General features: G+C 64.8%; 16 protein-coding genes. 12 read left to right on the top strand and 4 right to left on the bottom strand.

What is annotated here, in order from left to right; genetic code table 11:
* Window positions 1-157: 157 nt before the first annotated feature.
* The 3 genes from NOG11_RS00085 (at window position 158) to NOG11_RS00075 (ending at window position 3305) form a co-directional block, all read left to right on the top strand.
* Window positions 158-922 carry a class II aldolase/adducin family protein gene (locus NOG11_RS00085; RefSeq protein WP_256617579.1) on the top strand — a complete coding sequence of 255 codons (765 nt, stop codon included), beginning with the start codon at window positions 158-160 and terminating at the stop codon, window positions 920-922.
* A gap of 485 nt (window positions 923-1407) precedes the next feature.
* Complete coding sequence (locus NOG11_RS00080) at window positions 1408-2739, top strand: ActS/PrrB/RegB family redox-sensitive histidine kinase (RefSeq protein WP_256617578.1); 1332 nt, start codon at window positions 1408-1410, stop codon at window positions 2737-2739.
* Window positions 2736-3305 (top strand): ActR/PrrA/RegA family redox response regulator transcription factor, encoded by a 570-nt coding sequence (locus tag NOG11_RS00075; protein WP_256617577.1) that lies wholly within the window; start codon window positions 2736-2738, stop codon window positions 3303-3305. Before NOG11_RS00080 ends, NOG11_RS00075 begins: the two co-directional genes overlap by 4 nt.
* A 294-nt stretch (window positions 3306-3599) precedes the next feature.
* Here NOG11_RS00075 and NOG11_RS00070 read toward each other — a convergent pair whose 3' ends face one another.
* The gene (locus NOG11_RS00070) at window positions 3600-4241 is read right to left on the bottom strand and encodes a hypothetical protein (protein ID WP_256617576.1); all 642 of its coding nucleotides are present in this window, start codon (window positions 4239-4241) and stop codon (window positions 3600-3602) included.
* A gap of 192 nt (window positions 4242-4433) precedes the next feature.
* Between NOG11_RS00070 and NOG11_RS00065 the strand changes: the two genes are divergently transcribed.
* The gene (locus NOG11_RS00065; RefSeq protein WP_256617575.1) at window positions 4434-5291 is read left to right on the top strand and encodes a helix-turn-helix transcriptional regulator; all 858 of its coding nucleotides are present in this window, start codon (window positions 4434-4436) and stop codon (window positions 5289-5291) included.
* Between the two features lie 17 nt (window positions 5292-5308).
* On the opposite strand, the gene NOG11_RS00060 is transcribed toward NOG11_RS00065, so the two are convergent.
* Both NOG11_RS00060 and NOG11_RS00055 read right to left on the bottom strand, forming a co-directional pair.
* Window positions 5309-7627, bottom strand: a complete 2319-nt coding sequence (locus tag NOG11_RS00060; RefSeq protein ID WP_256617574.1) for an NADP-dependent malic enzyme — start codon at window positions 7625-7627, stop codon at window positions 5309-5311.
* Between the two features lie 76 nt (window positions 7628-7703).
* A complete protein-coding gene (locus tag NOG11_RS00055; protein WP_256617573.1) occupies window positions 7704-9668 on the bottom strand; it encodes a coiled-coil domain-containing protein in 1965 nt (654 codons plus the stop codon).
* A gap of 167 nt (window positions 9669-9835) precedes the next feature.
* On the opposite strand from NOG11_RS00055, the gene NOG11_RS15060 reads away from it, so the two are divergent.
* Genes NOG11_RS15060 through NOG11_RS00030 form a run of 4 tightly spaced genes read left to right on the top strand, consistent with a single transcriptional unit; the run spans window position 9836 to window position 11894 of the window.
* A complete protein-coding gene (locus NOG11_RS15060) occupies window positions 9836-10420 on the top strand; it encodes a NifU family protein (protein ID WP_370468186.1) in 585 nt (194 codons plus the stop codon).
* A gap of 10 nt (window positions 10421-10430) precedes the next feature.
* The gene (gene tsaB, locus NOG11_RS00040; protein WP_256617572.1) at window positions 10431-11039 is read left to right on the top strand and encodes a tRNA (adenosine(37)-N6)-threonylcarbamoyltransferase complex dimerization subunit type 1 TsaB; all 609 of its coding nucleotides are present in this window, start codon (window positions 10431-10433) and stop codon (window positions 11037-11039) included.
* Complete coding sequence (locus tag NOG11_RS00035; RefSeq protein WP_256617571.1) at window positions 11036-11470, top strand: GNAT family N-acetyltransferase; 435 nt, start codon at window positions 11036-11038, stop codon at window positions 11468-11470. The genes tsaB and NOG11_RS00035 overlap by 4 nt, the downstream gene beginning before the upstream one ends.
* A 1-nt stretch (window position 11471) precedes the next feature.
* A complete protein-coding gene (locus tag NOG11_RS00030) occupies window positions 11472-11894 on the top strand; it encodes a Fur family transcriptional regulator (protein ID WP_256617570.1) in 423 nt (140 codons plus the stop codon).
* Here NOG11_RS00030 and NOG11_RS00025 read toward each other — a convergent pair.
* Complete coding sequence (locus tag NOG11_RS00025; RefSeq protein ID WP_256617569.1) at window positions 11891-12466, bottom strand: DsbA family protein; 576 nt, start codon at window positions 12464-12466, stop codon at window positions 11891-11893. The two genes, NOG11_RS00030 and NOG11_RS00025, sit on opposite strands and share 4 nt — an antisense overlap.
* 275 nt (window positions 12467-12741) lie before the next feature.
* Here NOG11_RS00025 and NOG11_RS00020 point away from each other — a divergent pair, with 275 nt between their 5' ends.
* From NOG11_RS00020 to bioB, 4 genes are all read left to right on the top strand, one after another.
* Window positions 12742-14487 (top strand): DUF4153 domain-containing protein, encoded by a 1746-nt coding sequence (locus NOG11_RS00020; protein ID WP_256617568.1) that lies wholly within the window; start codon window positions 12742-12744, stop codon window positions 14485-14487.
* A gap of 161 nt (window positions 14488-14648) precedes the next feature.
* On the top strand, window positions 14649-16748 hold the full coding sequence (locus NOG11_RS00015) for a S9 family peptidase (protein ID WP_256617567.1): 2100 nt from the start codon (window positions 14649-14651) through the stop codon (window positions 16746-16748).
* A 279-nt stretch (window positions 16749-17027) separates the two neighbouring features.
* Window positions 17028-18137: a PQQ-dependent sugar dehydrogenase gene (locus NOG11_RS00010; RefSeq protein WP_256617566.1), complete on the top strand. Its 1110-nt coding sequence runs from the start codon at window positions 17028-17030 to the stop codon at window positions 18135-18137.
* Between the two features lie 144 nt (window positions 18138-18281).
* On the top strand, window positions 18282-19247 hold the full coding sequence (gene bioB / locus NOG11_RS00005; protein WP_256617565.1) for a biotin synthase BioB: 966 nt from the start codon (window positions 18282-18284) through the stop codon (window positions 19245-19247).
* Window positions 19248-19294: the final 47 nt, after the last annotated feature.

The raw sequence follows: 19294 nt of genomic DNA, 5'->3' as shown, positions 1-19294 counted from the left end.
CAGATTGCGACAAATTAGCTTATGATGCTGCGTCAATGTTCGCAGGCGCGCAATGAAAGTTTCAGCAGGAACTGAATCAAATCCTCCCCTGTGGCAGGGCGCCCCCAGTCTGCTAGGCTAGCTGCGAAGAAGCGGCCCCCGAGGCGAAGGAAACCCGATGAGCACCACGACCACGGCCCACCCCTCCTCCATGTCCCCCGAAGAGCGCCAGGTCCGAAACGACCTTGCCGCCGCCTACCGTCTGGTGGCGATGTTCGGCTGGGACGACCTCGTCTTCACCCACCTCTCCGCCCGCGTGCCGGGACCGGAGCACCACTTCCTCATCAACCCCTACGGCATGCTCTTCGAGGAGATCACCGCCGGCTCGCTGGTCAAGATCGACATGGACGGGGGCAAGGTCGAGGAGAGCGAGTACGACGTGAACCCGGCGGGCTTCACCATCCACTCCGCCGTTCACATGCACCGCGAGGACGCTAACTGCGTCATGCACCTGCACACGGTGGACGGCACGGCCGTCGCGACCCAGGCCGAGGGCCTCCTGCCCCTCAACCAGACCTCGCAGCTCATCATCGGCGACCTCGCATATCACGACTATGAGGGCGTCGCCTTCGACCATGACGAGCGCCCGCGCCTTCAGGCGGACCTTGGCGACAAGGGCACGATGCTGCTCAGAAACCACGGCACGCTGACCGTGGGCAGCACGGTGGCCCAGGCCTTCACCCGCATGTACTTCCTGGAGCGCGCCTGCTCGATGCAGATCGCCACCATGTCCTCCGGCAAGCCCCTCTACGCCACCCAGGACGAGGTGATCGGCAAGAACGAGATGATCGGCAAGGGCGGCCTCATGATGGCCGCCGACAGCCTCATCTGGCCTGCCCTGATGCGCAAGCTGGAGCGCGAGCAGCCGGGTTACCGGGACTAAGTTGAGGCGTAGGGTAGACGCCGGCAGACGGCTACCTTCACCGTACCCGTAGGGCGGACAGTGGCACAGCCGTTGGCCGCGCATCACAAGCGCCATCGCCAGCATTACGCGGCCAAGCCCTTCAGGCCTGTCCGCCCTACGGGGGTGGTCCTGGTCCCTCCGTCATCCCGGAAGCCGAAGGCTTCCGGGACCCATGGCCTGAGGGTAGTCTACCGAAGGATGGGCGCTCCTCGTTACGGAAGGTCGTCCATGGGTCCCGGCTCCGCGCTTTGCTACGGCCGGGATGACGGCGGGGGAAGGAGCGAGGATAAATGGAGGCGAACGCCGTAGGGCGGACAGCGAAGCTGGCCGCGCATCACGAGCGCCCCCGCCAGCATCACGCGGCCGGCTTTGCTGGTCGTCCTACGGGGGTAGTCTGGACCGCGTCCTTTGGCCCTCCCTTCCTCCGGTGCTAAGTCCCGCTGACGCAGCCTAAGGCGTCTGTCATGATGAGCCCCGTTCTCTCCGATCATCCCTCGATCCTGCGGCAGGGTACGCTGACGGGGCTTCGGTGGTTTGCCGTTCTGGGCCAAGTGGTGGTTCTCGCCGTGGTCAAGTTCGGCTTCGGCTTCGAGCTGCCTTTGGCACAGGTGCTGGTGGCGATCGCCGCCGGGGCGGCGGTGAACCTCTACGCCACCTTGAATTTCAGCCCGGCGCGGGTGCTGACCGAGCGGGAGATCGTCGGCTACCTCTCCTTCGACACGCTGCAGATCAGCGTCATCCTCTTCTTCACCGGCGGCATTCAGAACCCCTTCGCCCTGTGGCTGATCATGCAGGCTATGCTGGCGGCGAGCTCGGCGCGGGCGGCCTATGCGGCGGTCGTCATTGCCCTGGTGATCGCCTGCTACACCGTATTGTCGCTCTGGCACTCGCCGCTGCCCTGGACCACCGATGACGGCTTCGAGGTGCCGCAGGTCTATAATCTGGGGCTGTGGGCCGCGCTGGTGATGGGCGTCGCCTTCACTTCGGCCTATGCCTACCGGGTGGCGCGGGAGCGGGAGAAGCTCGGCGAGGCGCTTGGCGCAGCGCAGCTCGCCCTCAGCCGGGAAGAGCGTCTGACCGCCCTCGACGGCCTTGCCGCCGCCGCCGCCCACGAGCTCGGCACGCCGCTGGGCACCATCCAGATCACCGCCCGCGAGATGGAGCGGGAGCTGCCCGAAGGCCCCCTCAAGGAGGATGCCAGCCTCCTCATCAGCCAGACCCAGCGCTGCCAGCGCATCCTCAGGCGTTTGTCCGAGAACGGCGAGGCGGGGGACGCCGTGCACAACGCCATCTCCCTCGACGCCCTGCTGCGCGAGGCGGCAAGGCCCTTTCTCGACGAGAGCACGAAGCAGATCGAGTTCCGTTTCGATACCGAAAGCGGCCCTCTGCCGGAGAAGCTTCAGCGGCGACCCGAGATCATCTACGGCCTACGCAACCTGATCGAGAACGCGCACAAATACGCCTCCTCCAAACTGGTCATAGAGGCGGGCTGGTCCGAGCGCGACCTCAGAGTGCGGGTGCTCGATGACGGCCCCGGCATCCCCCATGAGACCATGATCCGCCTCGGCAAACCTTATCCGCGCCCCGCCGCTAAGAAGGACGACGGCAAGGGGGGGCTCGGGCTTGGCTTCTTCATCGCCAAGACCCTGCTCGAGCGGACCGGCGGGCTCGTCGAGGTGGGCAATCGCAGCGCCTCCCGAGGCGCCTGGGTCTCGGTGTCCTGGCCGCTGGCCGAGCTGGTGGAAAAGACCACATCAGTCGAGAAGAACTTCGCCGTGGAGGCCTACGCAACATGAGTGAGACAAGCACCGCCGCCCCCGCCCAAAGCGGCCTGCCCCAGGATGTGAGCTGCCTGATCGTGGACGACGACCAGGCCTTCCGCACCCGGCTCGGCCGAGCCATGGAGAAGCGCGGCTTCCAGCCCACCCTGGCCGAGAGCGTGAGCGAGGCGAAATCGGCGATCCGCCAGAGCGCGCCTGCCTTCGCCGTGGTGGACCTGCGCCTCGACGACGGCGACGGCATCGACATCGTCAATTTCCTGCACGAGCAGCGCGCCGATGCCCGCGCGGTGATCCTGACCGGCTACGGCAACATCACGACGGCCGTCGCGGCGGTAAAGGCGGGCGCCATCGACTACCTCGCCAAGCCCGCCGATGCCGATGATGTGGAGAAGGCGCTCCTCGCCAAGGCAGGCTCGCTGCCTGAGCCGCCCGAGAACCCTATGTCCGCCGACCGGGTCCGGTGGGAGCACATCCAGCGGGTCTACGAGCTCTGCAACCACAACGTCTCGGAAACGGCGAGACGGCTCGGCATGCATCGCCGAACCCTCCAGCGCATCCTGGCGAAACGCGCACCTCAGTAGACGGAAGAAGCGCGGTTGCATAGTTTGTAAGCGTCCTCGTTGAGGGCGCACGCTCCTTCATCTCTTCCTTTGGGAGAGATCGACATCTTCGATGTCGAGTGAGGGCGAGCAGTTGATTGAGCTAGTACGAAAATGCCCTCACCCGAAGCCTGCTACACAGCCTTCGACCTCTCACGGAGGGAGAGGTGGGTGCCGCGCTTGTCTTCACACAGATGTCCAAACCGGCGCACCACCGAAAAAGGCGGCCCACTGAGGCGAGCCGCCTTTCTCTTCATTCGTAAGTTCTGAGAAACCTCAGCCTTTGCGGCGCCAGAACAGGCCTGCTGCCAGCGGCCCGAAGAGAAGGGCTGCCGCCGGAACCGGAACGGGCGAGATCTCGACCGAGGAGATGGCGCCGAGGGCGTCGATATCGGCCCCGACATACTGGCCGAACTGCTGACCCTCGCTGGCGACATCCGTCAGCCTGACGAAGAAGAACTTCGTAAACGGATCGAGCCCTGCACTCGCAAGGAACGGGTCGATGTCGATCCGGGAGGTGGAGCCGAAGACCCGCCCCACGCTGATGAAGTTGACGCCGTCCTGGCTGATCTCGACCTCCGTGTCCTCAATATCGGGACCCACTTCGAAGACGAAGAGATCCTCGGCATCGTCGCCCGAACCCGTCAGCGCGTTGTCCGTGAACTGAAGGACGATGTTGCCGCCCCGGCCTAGGGACCGGGCGAAATTGTCCGGCGTGCCGATGGCGTTGTCGGCGATCAGGTTGAACGTGTTGGTCGGTGCGAGCTCGCCCGTATCCGTCGAGACGACCCGGTCGGCAAAAGAGCTGATGCCGCCAGGGAAGGTGATCCCCTGATACTGGACAGGCGCCGCCAAGGCGCTGCCAGTTGCCGTTGCAGCCATCGCTCCTGCGATCAGTACTGTTCTGAAATAATTCATGTTTCTCTTCCCCCGAAGAAAGCCGGTTTAGACAAAAGGCGCGGCGCAATCACCGCATCGCCCCTTTCCAAGCTGAACCAAGTTTTGACGAACTGCTTGTATATTTCGGCCACCGGCTAAACTTCGCGTAGGATTTTAGCTAGCGGACACGTCATGCTTCGGTGTTCCAAGTCTTCGTCTCGGGGAAACGCAGTGAATCCAAATATCTACCAGACGATCGACGAGCCCCAAGGCACGCCTTCCCTGGTCCGGCGCCTCGTTTACGGCCGTGACAGCGAGGCCCGGACGTTCGAGGGGAGGGCGCTGCCCACAGGCTTTCCCTATCTCGGAGCGGTGATCTCCGGCAGGGTTTGGGCTCGGGTGGCGGGGTGGACGCTCGACCTCGATGCGGTCGGCCTTCATCTGTCCGGTCAGATCGCGGAGGAGACCGTGATCATGGGCAGTTCGGGACCGCTGCGGCACTTCCTCGCCGAACTCGACCCCCTCGCTCCCTATCTCTGCTTTGGGATCGAAGGTGCGGCGGCCACCCACCGTGCTCTGCCCCCTCAAGAGCTGGCTCCTGACTTCGCTGGTGCGTTCGGTGAGCTTTCCGCGGCGTTCAGCGGTGACGAGGACCCGAGCGCCGCAGCGGCGATCTTCTCCTCCTGGTGGCAGGCCCACGGCGAAAAGCGCTTCGAAGCTCCCGATGCGGTCCGGCTTGCGCTTTCCCGGCTCGAGGCGTCCCAGGGGACGGCGCGGATCGACGAGGTGGCAGAGGAGGCCGGCATCAGCGAGCGCCATCTCAGCCGGACCTTCGGCAGGATCGTGGGCATTCCTCCGCGTACCTACCGGCGTATCGTGCAGATGAACTGCCTGGCGGCGGCTGTCCAAGACGGACGACCGGAGGTGCTCGCCCGCCTGGCGCAGGACGCCGGCTTCTACGACCAGGCGCACTTCGCCAGGGCGGTGAAGGCGTTCTTCGCCATGCCCCCGAAGGAGTTCATCGCCAGCGAGGACGAGCTGATCCTTCAGTTCGTGGCAAGATCAAGGGCCGCAAGCCTACGCGAATAGCGCGGCGGCGCCCCTATCTAGACCGCAGGCCGTGTGCCGCTGCCCGCCGCCCACTCCCGGTGCTCCTGGTCGAGCTCGTAGGCGGCGATGGCGGCGAGGGTCAGGATGTCGTTCACTTGCACCCCCGTCTGGACGATCTGCACGGGCTTGGAGAGGCCGATAAGGACAGGGCCGATGACCGTCGCGCCGCCGATCTCGGCGAGCAGTTTCGAGGCGATGCCACCTGAATGCAGCCCCGGCGTGATGAGGAGGTTCGCGTCCCCCGTCAGCCTGCTGAAGGGGTAGATCTTCCGCAGGCGGGCATTGAGCGCCATCCGCGGTGTCATCTCGCCCTCATACTCGAAATCCGTGTCCACCCGCTCGTCGAGGATGCGCACCGCGTCAGAGATGCGGCGCATATGCTCCGTATCAGGATTACCGAAGTTCGAGTGGCTGGTGAAGGCGACCCTGGGTTCGAAGCCGAGCTGGCGCACCGCATGGGCGGACTGGACCGCGATGTCGGCGAGCTCCTCCGAGGTCGGGTACTCGGCGATCGAGGTGTCGGCCATGAAGACCGTCCGCCCCTTGGACAGGATCACCGACATGCCGATTACCCGTTCGCCTGGCCTGGGGTCGAGGGCGAAGCGGACATTCCGTAGAGCGACATTGTAGTGCCTCGTCACCCCCGTCACCATGCCGTCGGCGTGACCACTGGCCAGCATGCAGGCGGCAAAGGTGTTGCGGTCCTGGTTGACGAGACGGCGGCAGTCACGCTCCAGATAGCCCTGGCGCTGAAGCCGTTTGTAGAGATAGTCCGTGTAAAGGCGTGTCTGTGCCGATTCGCGGGCGTTCCAGATCTCCATGTCCTGGTGGGAGGAGAGGCCCAGCGAAGTCATCTGGCGGCGGACATTGTCGTCGCGTCCGATCAGGATCGCCTGCCCGAGCCCCTGGCTCTGGAACTGGTGGGCGGCGCGGATCACCACCTCCTCCTCGCCCTCGGCGAAGACGATGCGCTTCTTGGGCTCCGACGACCTGACCGAGGCGTAGACCTTCTGAAGGAACGCAGCAGACGGATCGAGGCGCGTGGCGAGCTTGTTCTCGTAGCCGGGGAAGTCCTCGATCGGCTTCCTCGCAACACCCGTGTCGCAGGCGGCCTTGGCGACGGCGGGGGGGATGGCGGAGATCAGCCGCGGATCGAAGGGCGTCGGGATGATGTAGCCCGGCCCGTACTGAAGGCGCGTGCCATAGGCGTTGGCGACTTCGTCGGGCACGTCCTGGCGGGCGAGGTCGGCGAGGGCGCGGGCGCAGGCGGCCTTCATCTCCTCGTTGATCGTCCGTGCACGCACATCGAGGGCGCCGCGGAAGATATAGGGAAAGCCCAGAACGTTGTTCACTTGGTTGGGGTAGTCCGAACGCCCCGTCGCCATGATGACGTCGCCGCGCACTTCGGCGACTTGTTCAGGGGTAATCTCAGGCGTGGGGTTGGCCATGGCGAAAATGATCGGGTTCGACGCCATCGACCGCACCATCTCAGGCGTGAACGCTCCGCCCACGGAGAGGCCGATGGCGACGTCCGCGCCCTCCATGGCCTGGGTCAGGGTCTCCTTGTCGGTCTCCACCGCATGGGCGGACTGCCACTGGTTCATCGGCTTGTCCCGGCCCACCCTGAGGACGCCGCCGCGGTCGGCCATCAGCACGTTCTCGTGGCGCACACCGAGGGTCTTGAAGAGGCTGACCACGGACAAGGCCGACGAGCCCGCGCCCGAGACCGCGACCTTGATGTCCTGCATCCTCTTGCCGGTGATGTCGCAGGCATTGAGGAGCCCGGCGGCGGCGATGATGGCGGTGCCATGCTGGTCGTCGTGGAAGACGGGGATGTCCATCAGCTCCTTGAGGCGCTCCTCGATATAGAAGCTGTCAGGGGCCTGAATGTCCTCGAGATTGATGCCGCCGAAGGAGGGGCCGAGATGCTTCACCGCGTCGATGAACGCGTCGGGGTCCTCCGTATCCACCTCGAGGTCGATCGAGTCGATATCGGCGAAGCGCTTGAAGAGCACCGACTTGCCCTCCATCACCGGCTTCGACGCCAGCGCGCCCAGATTGCCGAGCCCCAGGATCGCGGTCCCGTTGGAGATCACCGCCACCATGTTGCCTCTAGCTGTGAGGTCGTAGGCGCTGTCGGGGTCCTCGGCGATCTTCTTCACCGGCACCGCCACGCCGGGCGAGTAGGCGAGCGACAGGTCCCGCTGGGTCGCCATGGGCTTGGTCGGCGTCACCTCCAGCTTCCCCGGCTTGCCGCGGGAGTGGAAATCGAGCGCTTCGTCATCGGTGAATTTGGTTGTGGTATCGTCAGCCAAGGGGACCTCGCCGGTTTTCCTTAAGGCAAAGCCACGTCGCGCAGGTAGGATCAAGAGGAAAAGGCGGGGAGCGGTGTCAGAGACCCCGTTCTTTGATAAGAGCGAGGGTCTTCGCACGGTTTCGTGTGGCCATGTCATGCAAGGCTTGCGCCCGTTCCGCAGTCAGCTCCTCCAGCGCCTCATCGTGACAAACAAGACTTGCCCGAAGAGCCTCGTTGTCTCCCCGCTCACCAATGAACCGAAGGGCGTTTCCGAGATTACTTTTGGTCTTAGCCCATTGAAGCGGGACCTTATCGCGGGTGCGTTCGAGTAGAACTTCCTCGTAAGCACGGACAGCGCGTTGAAGTGCGTTTTCATCTCCGCGCTCACCAAGGACCCGAAATACACTTCCCATATTGTGCTTGGCCGTGGCCCAACGAAGGGGGGCCTCATCGCGTGTCCATACGACAAGAGCATCCTCATAAGCTTCGATAGCTTGGCAGAGTGCATCACTATCGCCGCGCTCGCCTAGGATTGACAGGGAGTTGCCAAGATTGCTCTTTGTCGCAGCCCAGTTGAAGGGGTCCCTATCGCGAGTGCGTTCGAGGAGGACTTCACCAAAGGCTTTTATGGCACGAGGTAGGGCGTCGTCATTTCCGCGCGCGGCCATGATCGACAGGACGCTGCCGAGATTGTTCTTAATCGTGGCCCAGTCAAGAGGGGTCCTCTCGCGAGTGCGTTCGAGAAGTGCCTCATCATAAGCCTTTACAGCACGGACGAGAGAATCGTTATGGCCGCGTTCGCCGATGACCAGAAGGGCGTTGCCGAGCTTGTTCTTGAGCCTTGCCCATTCGCTACCTGCGCCTCGCCAACCTGCAACCTCACTTAATAGATCGACTTTCTTTTCAAGTGCTCCAGGTACGGCGTAGATTTCACCTTCCCGACCTGCGAGGTCACCAGATTGTTCAAGCCAATCGGCCCACAACTCGCTTGGCGCATCAGGCAGTTCTCTGGCGGCCTCCTCCAGTAGCGCAGCACCGCGCATGGGCTCGGTGACAGCGACGATCTCGGCCTGTTCTTTCAGCAGCTCCGCATCGGCTTGCTGCTCCTCTCGCCAGCGGGCCTCGCGCTGTTGTTGCTCGAAGAGCTGCTGCGCTTTTTCTTCCTCGCGGCGGGCTCGCCGTTCTGCCCGCAGGGTGGCGAGAATATTCTCGGCCTCTTCGAGCTGACCGCCGTCGAGAGCCTCCTTGGCGCGGCGCCGCTCTTGTTCAAACTCCGCGGCTTGGTTCCTTGGTGCCACCAATTCATGGGAGGCGCTGCGCCAGCGTGCTACGATACTGTCAAACTCGTCGGCCCACAGCGTTTTGGGGACATGGCGGTCAAGAATGCGAGCGAGGAAGGTGTTGACCAGCTGCTCATTGGCCTGGAGCTCGTTGATCTTCCCCTCGAGTACAGAACGCAGCTCACCGAGCTCGGCAAGTATTTTTTCGTTTTGCTCGACCCCGTGCTCCGTGTTGGCCAGTATCTCCTCGCGGGTGAGCGCAGCGTGTATCTTCTGAAACGCCTTCCACCGCGCTTCGTTCGTGGCTTGCAGCTCTCCGATACTGGCGCGGAACGCGTCGGCGAACCCGTTGGTCTCCGCCTTGAAAGCGCGCTTAAGAGGCGGGGGAACCTGGTCCCAACCCGCCCATGAAGAAAGCTCGTCAAGGGCCGCTATCGTAAGGGCTTCCCGCGGATCAGCCTTCTCACTCTTCTCGGCGGCCAGAAGATCGCGCATCGCCGTCTGGACTTCTTTATACTGACCGTCGCCCAGCCCCATGGCCTCTGCCATATCCTTGTCGTGAACCCGGCTCATTCGTCTGTTGAGCTGCTTTCGTACCGCCAGGCCTTCTTCCCACCGGCCAGTGTTGACGACGCCGTAACGATCCTGGGCGCGTGCCCACTCTATGCACTCATCCCAATGCGCCTGAAGAAGATGCAGGCTCGCATTCCACCTGGCGTAACTCGCTGCGCGCAAGATATTGTGGTTGGGGTCCAGCTCGCCGCGTTTCAAACGCGCCATCGCTCTATCCATCCCGCCTTGGCACGGCATAGCGAAGAGAGCGGAGAGGAAAGAGCCGAGCACCAGCGAAACGGGTTCCATACCTCAAAGTTGTGAACAAACTGGGAGCGGCGCAACCATCATGTTCACCGCTTGCACTCCACCGCGCGAGCAGCCATCTCACCCCCATGCATATCCGCACCGAAGACACGCCGAACCCGCAGTCCTTGAAGTTCCTGCCTGATCAGCCCGTGCTGGGCGAGGGGCAGCTCGGCATGGACTTTCCCTCGCCGGGGGCCGCGAAAATCTCGCCTTTGGCCACCGCCCTGTTCGACGTGGACGGGGTGGTCTCGGTCTATCTGGGCGGCAGCTTCGTTACCGTGTCCAAGGACCAGACCGTGGACTGGGACGACATCAAGCCCGCCGTCCTCGGCACCATCGCCGACTTCCTCGCGGCGGGCATCCCGGTGCTCGACCAGGGCCGGGCGGCGGCCGCCTCCGGGACCACTGCGCCCGAGGACTATAAGGGCGAGGAGCGGGAGATCGTCGAGCAGATCATCGAGCTTCTCGACACCCGCGTGCGACCCGCCGTGGCCCAGGACGGCGGCGATATCATCTTCCACCGCTTCGAGCCCGGCGACGGCATCGTCTACCTGACCATGCAGGGGGCGTGTGCTGGCTGCCCGTCCTCCACCATGACCCTCAAGAGCGGGATCGAGAACCTCCTCAAGCACTACGTGCCCGAGGTGAACGCCGTCGAAGCCGTCGCCTGACCGGGCGCCCGTGCTGCTCGCCATCGACACCTGCCTCAGCCGACTGACCCTCGGGCTGAAGACAGATACCGGAGAGATGGTTTCGGTGTCGGAAGAGATCGGCGTCGGCCATGCGGAGCGGATCGCGCCTGCACTTGCTGGGCTGCTTCGCGAGGCAGGGGCGGAAGCCTCCCAGCTCTCACGCATCGGTGTGACGGTAGGTCCCGGCTCCTTCATGGGCCAGCGGGTCGGCATCGCCTTCGCCAAGGGCCTCGCCATGGCCAGCGGCGCCGAGACCGTTCCCCTCACCACACTCGAGGCCTTTGCGGAGGCGGGGGGCGGCACGGGGGCCGTCGCCATCGACGCGCGGCGGGGCCAGGTCTACTGCCAGCTCTTCAGGAGGGGAGAGGCCATCGCCGACCCGCAGCTCGTGAGCTACGACGAGGCAGCCGCAAGCCTGGCGGGGGCAGCGCGGCGCCTCGGCAATGCCGGACCTGCGCTTGGCCTTGCCTTTGAAGGCCCTGACTTCATTCCGCCTGAAGCGCTCCTCTTCCTCACTGGGAAGAAGACGCCCGCCCCCTTGCGCACCCTCTATCTCAGGGCGCCCGACGCCAAGCCGGCCAGAGCTCTCCTGCCGTGACCATCCGCCCCATGCAGCCGGGCGAAGCGGCGCTTCTGGCTAGGATACATGCCGCCGCCTTCCCCGGCGGGGGGTGGGACGAAGGCTTCTTTCGCTCCGCCGGAGAGAGCGCCGCCGACAGGGTGCTGGTGGAGGGGGAGCCCGCTCTAGGCCTCGTGGTGGTGCGCTTTCTCGGCGACGAAGCGGAGATCCTGACCATTGCAGCGGGCAGAAGGCGACAGGGCACTGGCAGCCGCCTTCTTACCGGGGCGATGGCTGCGGCGAAGGCGAGCGGCGCTGAGAGCTTGTTTCTGGAGGTGAGCGTCGCCAATAAGGCGGCACTGGCGCTCTACGACCGCTTCGGTTTCGAACGGGTCGGGCTGAGGCGCCGCTACTACGGCAATGGCGAGGACGCGGCGGTTCTGCGGCGCAGCCTCAGCGGAGGAACCTGACATGGACCGTCTCGAGAAGATCTGCGCCGAAAAGGGCCTGAGAATGACGGATCAGCGCCGGGTCATCACCCGCGTGATCTCCAGCGCGGACGATCACCCCGACGTGGAGGAGATCCACCGCCGCGCCGCCGAGATCGACGACCGCATCTCCATCGCCACCGTCTACCGCACCATGCGCCTCCTAGAGGACTACGACGTGGTGCAGCGCCATGACTTCCAGGACGGCCATGGCCGCTCCCGCTACGAAGAGGCGACGCCCGAGCACCACGACCACCTCATCAATGTCCGCTCCGGCGAGGTGATCGAGTTCGTCAACGAGGAGATCGAGCGCCTGCAGGAGAAGATCGCGAGGGAGCACGGCTTCCGCCTCGTCGACCACCGGCTGGAGCTCTACGGCGTACCGCTGGACGAGGAGAAGAGCTAGCCCGCCAGCTCCACCAGAAGCTCGAAGCGGTCCTGACCCCAGAACTTCTGCTTGCTGCCGCCCTCGTCGAGGACCGCGAAGGGGACACCGAAGGCGCCGTCCTGTTCGACAGCGGCTTCGTCCGCCGCCATCGCGCCCGCCGGAGCAGCCGTCAGGTCGGCGCCGCTCGGTAGCCCCGCCTGCGCAGCGCATGTCTGCAGCACATCGGGATCGGCGATGTCCTCTGCCTTCCCCCACCGCGCATCGCTGACCGCCAGGGCGAAGGGCAGGCCCGCGCCGTATTCTCTTGCGACATGGAAGGCGGCAATCGCTGCGCCGTAGTCGGGCTCGGGACGAAGCGGCGGCATGATGGGCAGCCCCGCCCGCATGGTCATCCGAGGCGCGTCCTCCATGATGTAGCGCAGCTTCGGCTTGCTATCGGTGGGGTTGAGGAACGCCGCACCCCCTGCGGGCGCGGTGAAGACATGCAGCGACAGCGCGTGCTTCTTCTCCAGCCCGGCGCGGGCGATATGGTGCAGCCCGATGCGGGAGTAGGGGCTGCGGAAGTGAAAATAGACGCGCAGTTCGGCCATGGAAGCCTCCTTTGCCGAAGGACTAGCTCGCCTCCATATCCAACGCCAGAACACAGCTCAGAACTGCTGGCCATACCACTGAAGGCTAGGTCTCTGCTAGGTTTGAGCGCCGCCACAAAGGGCAGCTTACCCTGTTGGTAGTGCCTCGCACGTTGCGAAATCTTCGGCCATACCGGCCAGAAGCGGCTGGACGAACGCGGTGTCCACTAGGCGATCTTTCTCCTTGCCAATCAGCTCCCCCATGCGAACATGTCCGTTAGGACAGGGAGTGGGTCATGGCGTCCTCCAGCACTACCGCAGTTCCCGCCAGCAGCCGGGCCGTGCTGCTTCTTTTCACCCTGCCGGGCGCGCTCTTCGGCTGGATGGCTTGGTGGTTCGGTGATCGGATCGGCCTGAGGCTGACCGACATGCCCCTATCGACCACCGGGGTGATGGCCATCCTGATCGGCGGCGGGACCTACATGCTGACGGTCTATGAGGGGCGTTGGCCCCGCGCAGCGCTGGTAGGGCTGTCGGTCGCCGTGCTGATAGGCGGCCTCTTCTATACGGGCCTGCACCAGGAACTTGGCTCCGAGGACGGTATGGTCCTCCTGGTTCTCCTCGCCTTTGGGACGGTTGGGGTGCTCATCCCCTATCTCAAGGCGTTCACCGGCGGGGGAGGGCTGGCGGACTATCGCAGGCTCTACTCCGAGGCCTGGAACAACCCGGCGGTCGTGGCGATCTCCCTCGGCTTCATGGGGGTCGGCTACCTCTTGGCGTGGCTGGTCGCAGGTCTGTTCGACTTCATCGGCCTCGATGTTCTCACCGAGCTTCTGGGAACGGGATGGTTCAACGCGATCATCCTCGGAGCGCTTCTGGGGACCGGCGCCTGCATCGTGCGGCAGCGAGAGCAGGCGGTGCTGGCCTTCCGGGGCATCTCCTTCGCCCTGATCCGAACCCTCAGCCCCATCTTCGCCGCCGCCGCCGCGATCTTTCTGGCGGGGGTCATGGTGCGCGGCTTCGGCTCGATCATCGAGGGGCTGAGCCCCGTGGTCACCCTGGCGGTCACCGCTGCCATCGCCATCGTCATGATCAACGCCGTGGTGGCTGAGGAGGGGGAGCCGGTGAAGGCCCTGCCCACAGCCGCGGCCAGGGCGCTCGGTCTGATGCTGGTCTTCCTGGTGGCGCTCGCAGGCTACGGCCTCTGGATCAGGATCGGCGCGGAGGGGCTGACACCCAACCGTATCGCTGCCATCGTCGCGGTGGGCATCCTTGCAGGCTACGCACCGCTCTACGCCGTCTCCGCGCTGGCAGGGCAGTGGGGAGTCCTGCGCATGGGGAACATCGTCCTGTCCCTGATGCTGGTGGGCGTAGCAGTGTTCCTGCAGACCCCGCTCTTCAAGCCGCTGACCTGGTCGGCAGAGTCCCAGGCCCAGCTGCTACTGGCAGCGCCCGAAAAGGCCGACGCTGAGGACCTTTGGTATCTGCGCTACCGTCTGGGAGAGCCGGGTAGCACCGCCTTCGAACGAGTTGTCGCCAGCAACGCCGATCTGGCAACGCTGTCCTCCTCGATCCAACAGCCAACGGAGGCTCGTCCCGTTCCCCCCAATCCGGCATTCGAGAGCCCCAGCGAACTCGAACAGGCGATCAGGGCAGGTGCTGTTACCATCTACCCGAACCCAGAGGCGCTGACGAAGACGATGAGGGATGCGTTGTCCCGCTCGCTGGGGCGCCGCGAGTTCGAACAGATGGTCATCGCCGTCCAGAAAGAGGGGGTGTTTGTCACCTGGGCCTGGCGTGAGGACTACTTCCTTTCCTTCCACGAAGATCTGACCGGCACCTACAGCTATGGTGAGACCACGGAGCTCAAGACCAACGCCGTAGGCTGGCACGCCTTCGCGGAGCGTCTGGCTGCAGAAGGCATGACCTACGAGGTCAGGCAAGTGCAGGTGCCGGAAGCACCGGGGCTTCCGGTCACCTCGTTCAAGGACAGCTGGATTCTGGTCGAGGACGAACCCGTAGCTCCGGCCCCACTACCGTAGGGCGGTCAGCGGCAAAGCCGTTGGCCGCGTATCCAAGAACTGCGCTTACAGCTCGCGGTCAATCCCTTTGAGGCTGACCGCCCTACGCCGCTACGCCGCTTCCTTGCGCCCCCGCCCGGCCCCCGCCACATAGGCGGCCCGCCTGCCCCCAAGGAGTACCGATGACCGACGCGCCCAAGCCGAAGAAAGTCCCCCACGCTATCACCCAGCACGGGGAGGAGCGTCAGGACCCCTACGCCTGGATGCGCGACGACAACTGGCAGGAGGTCCTGCGCGATCCGACCCTCTTGCGCGACGACGTCCGCGAGCATCTCGAAGCCGAGAACGCCTATTACGAGGACCGGACGAAGCATCTCGAAGCCCTGCGGGCGGCGCTGTTCGAAGAGATGCGCGGGCGGATCAAGGAGAACGACAGCTCCGTCCCCATGAAGGACGGCCCCTACGCCTATTACAACCGCTTCCGCGAGGGCGGTCAGTACCCCGTCATCTGCCGCAAGCCTGCAGGCGGCGGCGAGGAGGAGGTGCTTCTCGACGGTGACAGGGAAGGGGAGGGCGAGGACTTCTTCTCCATCGGCGGGGTGGATGTCTCCTGGGACCACAAGCTGATGGCCTACGCAGTCGACCGTCTGGGGTCGGAGTACTACGACATCCGTGTGCGCGACCTCTCCGGTGAGAAGGAGTTCGGCGACCTCATCCCCTCCACCGACGGCTCGGTGGTCTGGGCCAAGGATGATAAGAGCTTCTTCTATGTGGAGCGGGACGACAACCAGCGGCCCAAGCGCGTGAAGCACCATGTTCTCGGTACGGATACCTCCCAGGACCGGCTGGTCAATGAGGAGGAGGATGACGGCATGTTCCTGTCGATCTCCGAGACCTCGTCCGACGTCTACCTCGTCATCAGCATCGGCAACGGCAACACCTCCGAAGAGCGTATCCTACGTCTCGACGACCCAGCCGGTGAGCCCAGCGTGGTGGAGCCGCGCCAGCCGGGTGTGCTCTATGATGTAGACCACGCGAATGGCGAGTTCTTCATCCACACCAATGCGGACGATGCCACCGACTTCAAGGTGGCCCGCGCGCCTGAAAGCGACCCCTCCAAAGCCAACTGGCAGGACTGGCTGCCCCACCGCCCCGGCACCTATGTGGCGGGCATCGTCCTCTTCAAGGGCTGGATCGTCCGTGAGGAGAGGGAAGACGCGAGGCCGCGCATCGTGGTCTCCCGCTACGACCACAGCGAAGAGCACGCGCTGACCTTCGAGCAGGAGGCCTATGCGCTGTCGCTCATGGGCTGGGGCGAGTTCGAGACCGATGTGATCCGCTTCGCCTATGAGAGCCCCAACCAGCCCGCGCAAGTGTTCGACTACGACATGAAGGCGCGAACCAGGGAGCTGTGCAAGACGCAGGCCATTCCCTCCGGACACAACACGGGCGCCTATGTGGTCGAGCGCATCGAGGCCAGGGCGAGGGACGGCGAGGAGGTGCCCGTCGTCCTCGTTCGTAGAAAGAATGTCGAGCCGAACGGCGACCTGCCGGTCGTCCTCTACGGCTACGGCGCCTATGGCATCTATGTGGACGATGACTTCTCCTCCCACGTCCTCAGCCTCGTGGACAGGGGTGCGGTCTTTGCGGTGGCCCATATCAGGGGCGGCTCGGCTAAGGGGCGGCCATGGTACCTGGCTGGCAAGCTCGACAAGAAAGAGAACACCTTCCGCGACTTCAACGACGCCGCCGAGGCGCTGATCGAGCGCGGCATCACCAAGCGCGGCCGCATCGTCGCCTACGGAGGATCGGCGGGCGGTCTCCTCGTCGGCGCCGCCATGAACCTCGACCCTGGCCTCTATGGAGGCGTCATCGGCGCGGTGCCCTTCATCGACGTGCTCAGCACCATCTCGGACGCCGACCTCCCCCTCACCCCGCCCGAATGGGAGGAGTGGGGCGATCCGATCACCGACAAGGCAGCCTACGAAACCATCAAGGCCTACTCCCCCTACGACAATATCCGCCCCGGCGAGACCTATCCCCAGGTGCTCGCCACCGGGGGGCTCACGGACTACCGCGTCACCTATTGGGAGCCCGCCAAATGGGTCGCCCGCCTGCGCGAGAAGGCAAGCGGCGGCCCGTTCCTCCTGCGCATGAACATGACCGCAGGGCACGGCGGCTCGGCGGCCAGGTTCGAGCGCCTCAAGGAGCGAGCGGCGGACTATGCTTTTGCGCTGGATGTCCTGGGATTGGCCGAGGCTGAGCCTGATAGGGGGATCTGACCGTTCCAATGAAGCGCCGAAACCGCCGTTCTGTCGTCATCCCGGAAGCCGAAGGCTATCCGGGACCCATGGCCTAAGATATAGCCAGCAGAACGACCGCCGTGCGTTCTACGATGGTTGGTCCATGGGTCCGTCGATCCGTGTTGCGGCTCAACCGGCTACGCGCCCGGGATGACGATGGCAAAGGGTTGTAATGCGGACCTCTCCGCGCCGCTGCCCTCTCCCCTTCGCTTCTCCGCCGCCGCCGCCTACATCCCCCAAAAGCCCTAGGAGACACCCATGCTCACCAGCCTTCTCATCACCACTGCGCTAGTCCTCCAGCCCTCCCCCGCCGAGCATCCTTTCGAGATCGAGACCATCGCCGACCTGGAGCATCCGTGGGCCATGCAGCTTCTGCCCGACGGGCGCATGCTAGTGACCGAGAAGGCGGGCCAGCTCCTGGTGGTGAACGCCGAGGGCGAAACCGAGATGGAGATCTCCGGCGTGCCGGAGGCCGAGTTCGGCGGCCAAGGCGGCCTCGGCGACATCATGCTGAGCCCCGACTTCGAGAACGACGGCATGGTCTATATCTCCTATGCCGAGCCCGGCCGCCGCAACCGTCAGGGCGCCGCCGTGGGCCGGGGTGTCCTGAACCTCGAGACCGGCGCCCTGGAAGACTACGAGGTGATCTGGCAACAGACCCCCAAAGTGACGGGCCAGGGCCATTACGGCCACCGCCTCGCCTTCACCCCCGACGGCGAGTACCTCTTCATCAGCTCGGGCGAGCGGCAGAAGTTCAACCCCGCCCAGAACATGAAGATGAACCTCGGCAAGATCATCCGCATCCGCCCCGACGGCACGGTGCCGGACGACAACCCCTTCGCCGATGAGGGGGGCGTGGCCAAGCAGTTCTGGACCGTCGGCATGCGCAACCCCCTCGGCATCGCCTTCGACGGCGACGGTCAGCTCTGGGAGGTCGAGATGGGACCCAAGGGCGGCGACGAGTTCCAGAAGATCGAGCGCGGCGAGAACTACGGCTACCCCACGGTCTCCAACGGCGACCACTATTCGGGCCGCGAGATCCCCGACCACTCCGAAGGCGACGGCTTCCGCGCGCCGGACGAGTGGTGGACGCCGGTCATCAGCCCCTCCTCGCTGGTCATCTACCAGGGCGACGCCTTCTCCGACTGGACCGGCTCGGCGCTGATCGGCGGGCTGTCTTCCAAGGCGCTCATCCGCGTGACGATGGAGTGCGAGCTCGACGGCCGCGACATCTGCGAGGCCGAGCGCTTCGATATGAACACCCGCATCCGCGGCGTGGTCGAGGGGCCTGAAGGCGAGGTCTACCTCATCGAGGACGGCGGCGACCGCGGCGAAGGCCGGATCATGAAGCTGACGCCGAAGGGCTGAACTCTCTTCCGACGTCATCCCGGAAAGTGCGCAGCACTTATCCGGGACCCATGGACTATCGGCTGCAACTGGACCACCAGAACGGTCCATGGGTCCCGGCTCGCTGGCCGGGATGACGTCCGTATCGTAGGTAGCGAGTAGATCATGCCCCTCGACCAAGCCCCCTCCGCCCTCCGCCACGACTGGACCCGTGAGGAGATCGCAAGCCTCTTCACGCTCTCCTTCCCGGAACTTCTCTTCCGTGCCCAGACGGTCCACCGAGAGCACTTCGATCCGGAAGAGATCGAGGCCGCCCAGCTCCTCTCCATCAAAACCGGCGGCTGTCCCGAGGATTGCGGCTACTGCAGCCAGTCGGCCAAGTTCGACACCGGGCTCAAGGCCTCCAAGCTGATGGCCACCGAAGAGGTTCTGGCCGAGGCGAGAAAGGCGAAAGAGGGCGGCGCCACGCGCTTCTGCATGGGTGCCGCCTGGCGCTCTCCCAAACCCCGCGACCTGCCCGCCATCGCGGCGATGATCCGGGGGGTGAAGGATCTAGGGCTCGAGACCTGCATGACCCTCGGTATGCTGACGGCCGAACAGGCTGGCGCGCTGAAAGAGGCGGGGCTCGACTACTACAACCACAATATCGACACCTCCGAAGAGCACTACGGCAAAGTGATCACCACAAGGAGCTTCGCCGAGCGTCTCGACACGCTGGAGGTGGTGCGCGAAGCGGGCATCTCCACCTGCTGCGGCGGTATCCTAGGTTTGGGCGAGACTCGCGAGGACCGGGTCAGCTTCGTCCATACCCTCGCCACCCTGCCCGAACATCCGGGCAGCGTACCGATCAACGCTCTCGTCCCCATCGAAGGTACACCGCTTTCGATGAGCGAGCCGGTGGAGCCGATCGAGCTCGTCCGCACCATCGCCGTCTGCAGGCTGACCATGCCGGAGAGCGTGGTACGCCTCTCCGCAGGCCGCGAGACCATGTCCGAGGAGACCCAGGCATTGGCCTTCCTCGCAGGCGCCAACTCCATCTTCGTAGGCGACGCGCTCCTCACCACCCCCAACCCCGAACCGAAGAGCGACGCTGCCCTCTTTGCCAAACTCGGCCTGAGACCGAAACGCTGAACCCCCCGTCATCCCGGAAGCGCGTGAGCGCTATCCGGGACCCATGG

The organism is Parvularcula maris, assembly GCF_024505085.1.
GTDB lineage: Bacteria > Pseudomonadota > Alphaproteobacteria > Caulobacterales > Parvularculaceae > Parvularcula > Parvularcula maris.
Note: the sequence above shows the minus strand (reverse complement) of the source record. Positions and strands in the feature narration are given on the sequence as shown.

Excerpts from the sequence above, each read along its gene's own strand:
- NOG11_RS00085 (WP_256617579.1), top strand. The coding sequence starts at position 158 with ATGAGCACCACGACCACGGCCCACCCCTCCTCCATGTCCCCCGAAGAG.
- NOG11_RS00080 (WP_256617578.1), top strand. The coding sequence starts at position 1,408 with ATGATGAGCCCCGTTCTCTCCGATCATCCCTCGATCCTGCGGCAGGGT.
- NOG11_RS00075 (WP_256617577.1), top strand. The coding sequence starts at position 2,736 with ATGAGTGAGACAAGCACCGCCGCCCCCGCCCAAAGCGGCCTGCCCCAG.
- NOG11_RS00070 (WP_256617576.1), bottom strand. The coding sequence starts at position 4,241 with ATGAATTATTTCAGAACAGTACTGATCGCAGGAGCGATGGCTGCAACG.
- NOG11_RS00055 (WP_256617573.1), bottom strand. The coding sequence starts at position 9,668 with ATGGCGCGTTTGAAACGCGGCGAGCTGGACCCCAACCACAATATCTTG.
- NOG11_RS15060 (WP_370468186.1), top strand. The coding sequence starts at position 9,836 with ATGCATATCCGCACCGAAGACACGCCGAACCCGCAGTCCTTGAAGTTC.
- NOG11_RS00030 (WP_256617570.1), top strand. The coding sequence starts at position 11,472 with ATGGACCGTCTCGAGAAGATCTGCGCCGAAAAGGGCCTGAGAATGACG.
- NOG11_RS00025 (WP_256617569.1), bottom strand. The coding sequence starts at position 12,466 with ATGGCCGAACTGCGCGTCTATTTTCACTTCCGCAGCCCCTACTCCCGC.
- NOG11_RS00020 (WP_256617568.1), top strand. The coding sequence starts at position 12,742 with ATGGCGTCCTCCAGCACTACCGCAGTTCCCGCCAGCAGCCGGGCCGTG.
- NOG11_RS00015 (WP_256617567.1), top strand. The coding sequence starts at position 14,649 with ATGACCGACGCGCCCAAGCCGAAGAAAGTCCCCCACGCTATCACCCAG.
- NOG11_RS00010 (WP_256617566.1), top strand. The coding sequence starts at position 17,028 with ATGCTCACCAGCCTTCTCATCACCACTGCGCTAGTCCTCCAGCCCTCC.
- bioB (WP_256617565.1), top strand. The coding sequence starts at position 18,282 with ATGCCCCTCGACCAAGCCCCCTCCGCCCTCCGCCACGACTGGACCCGT.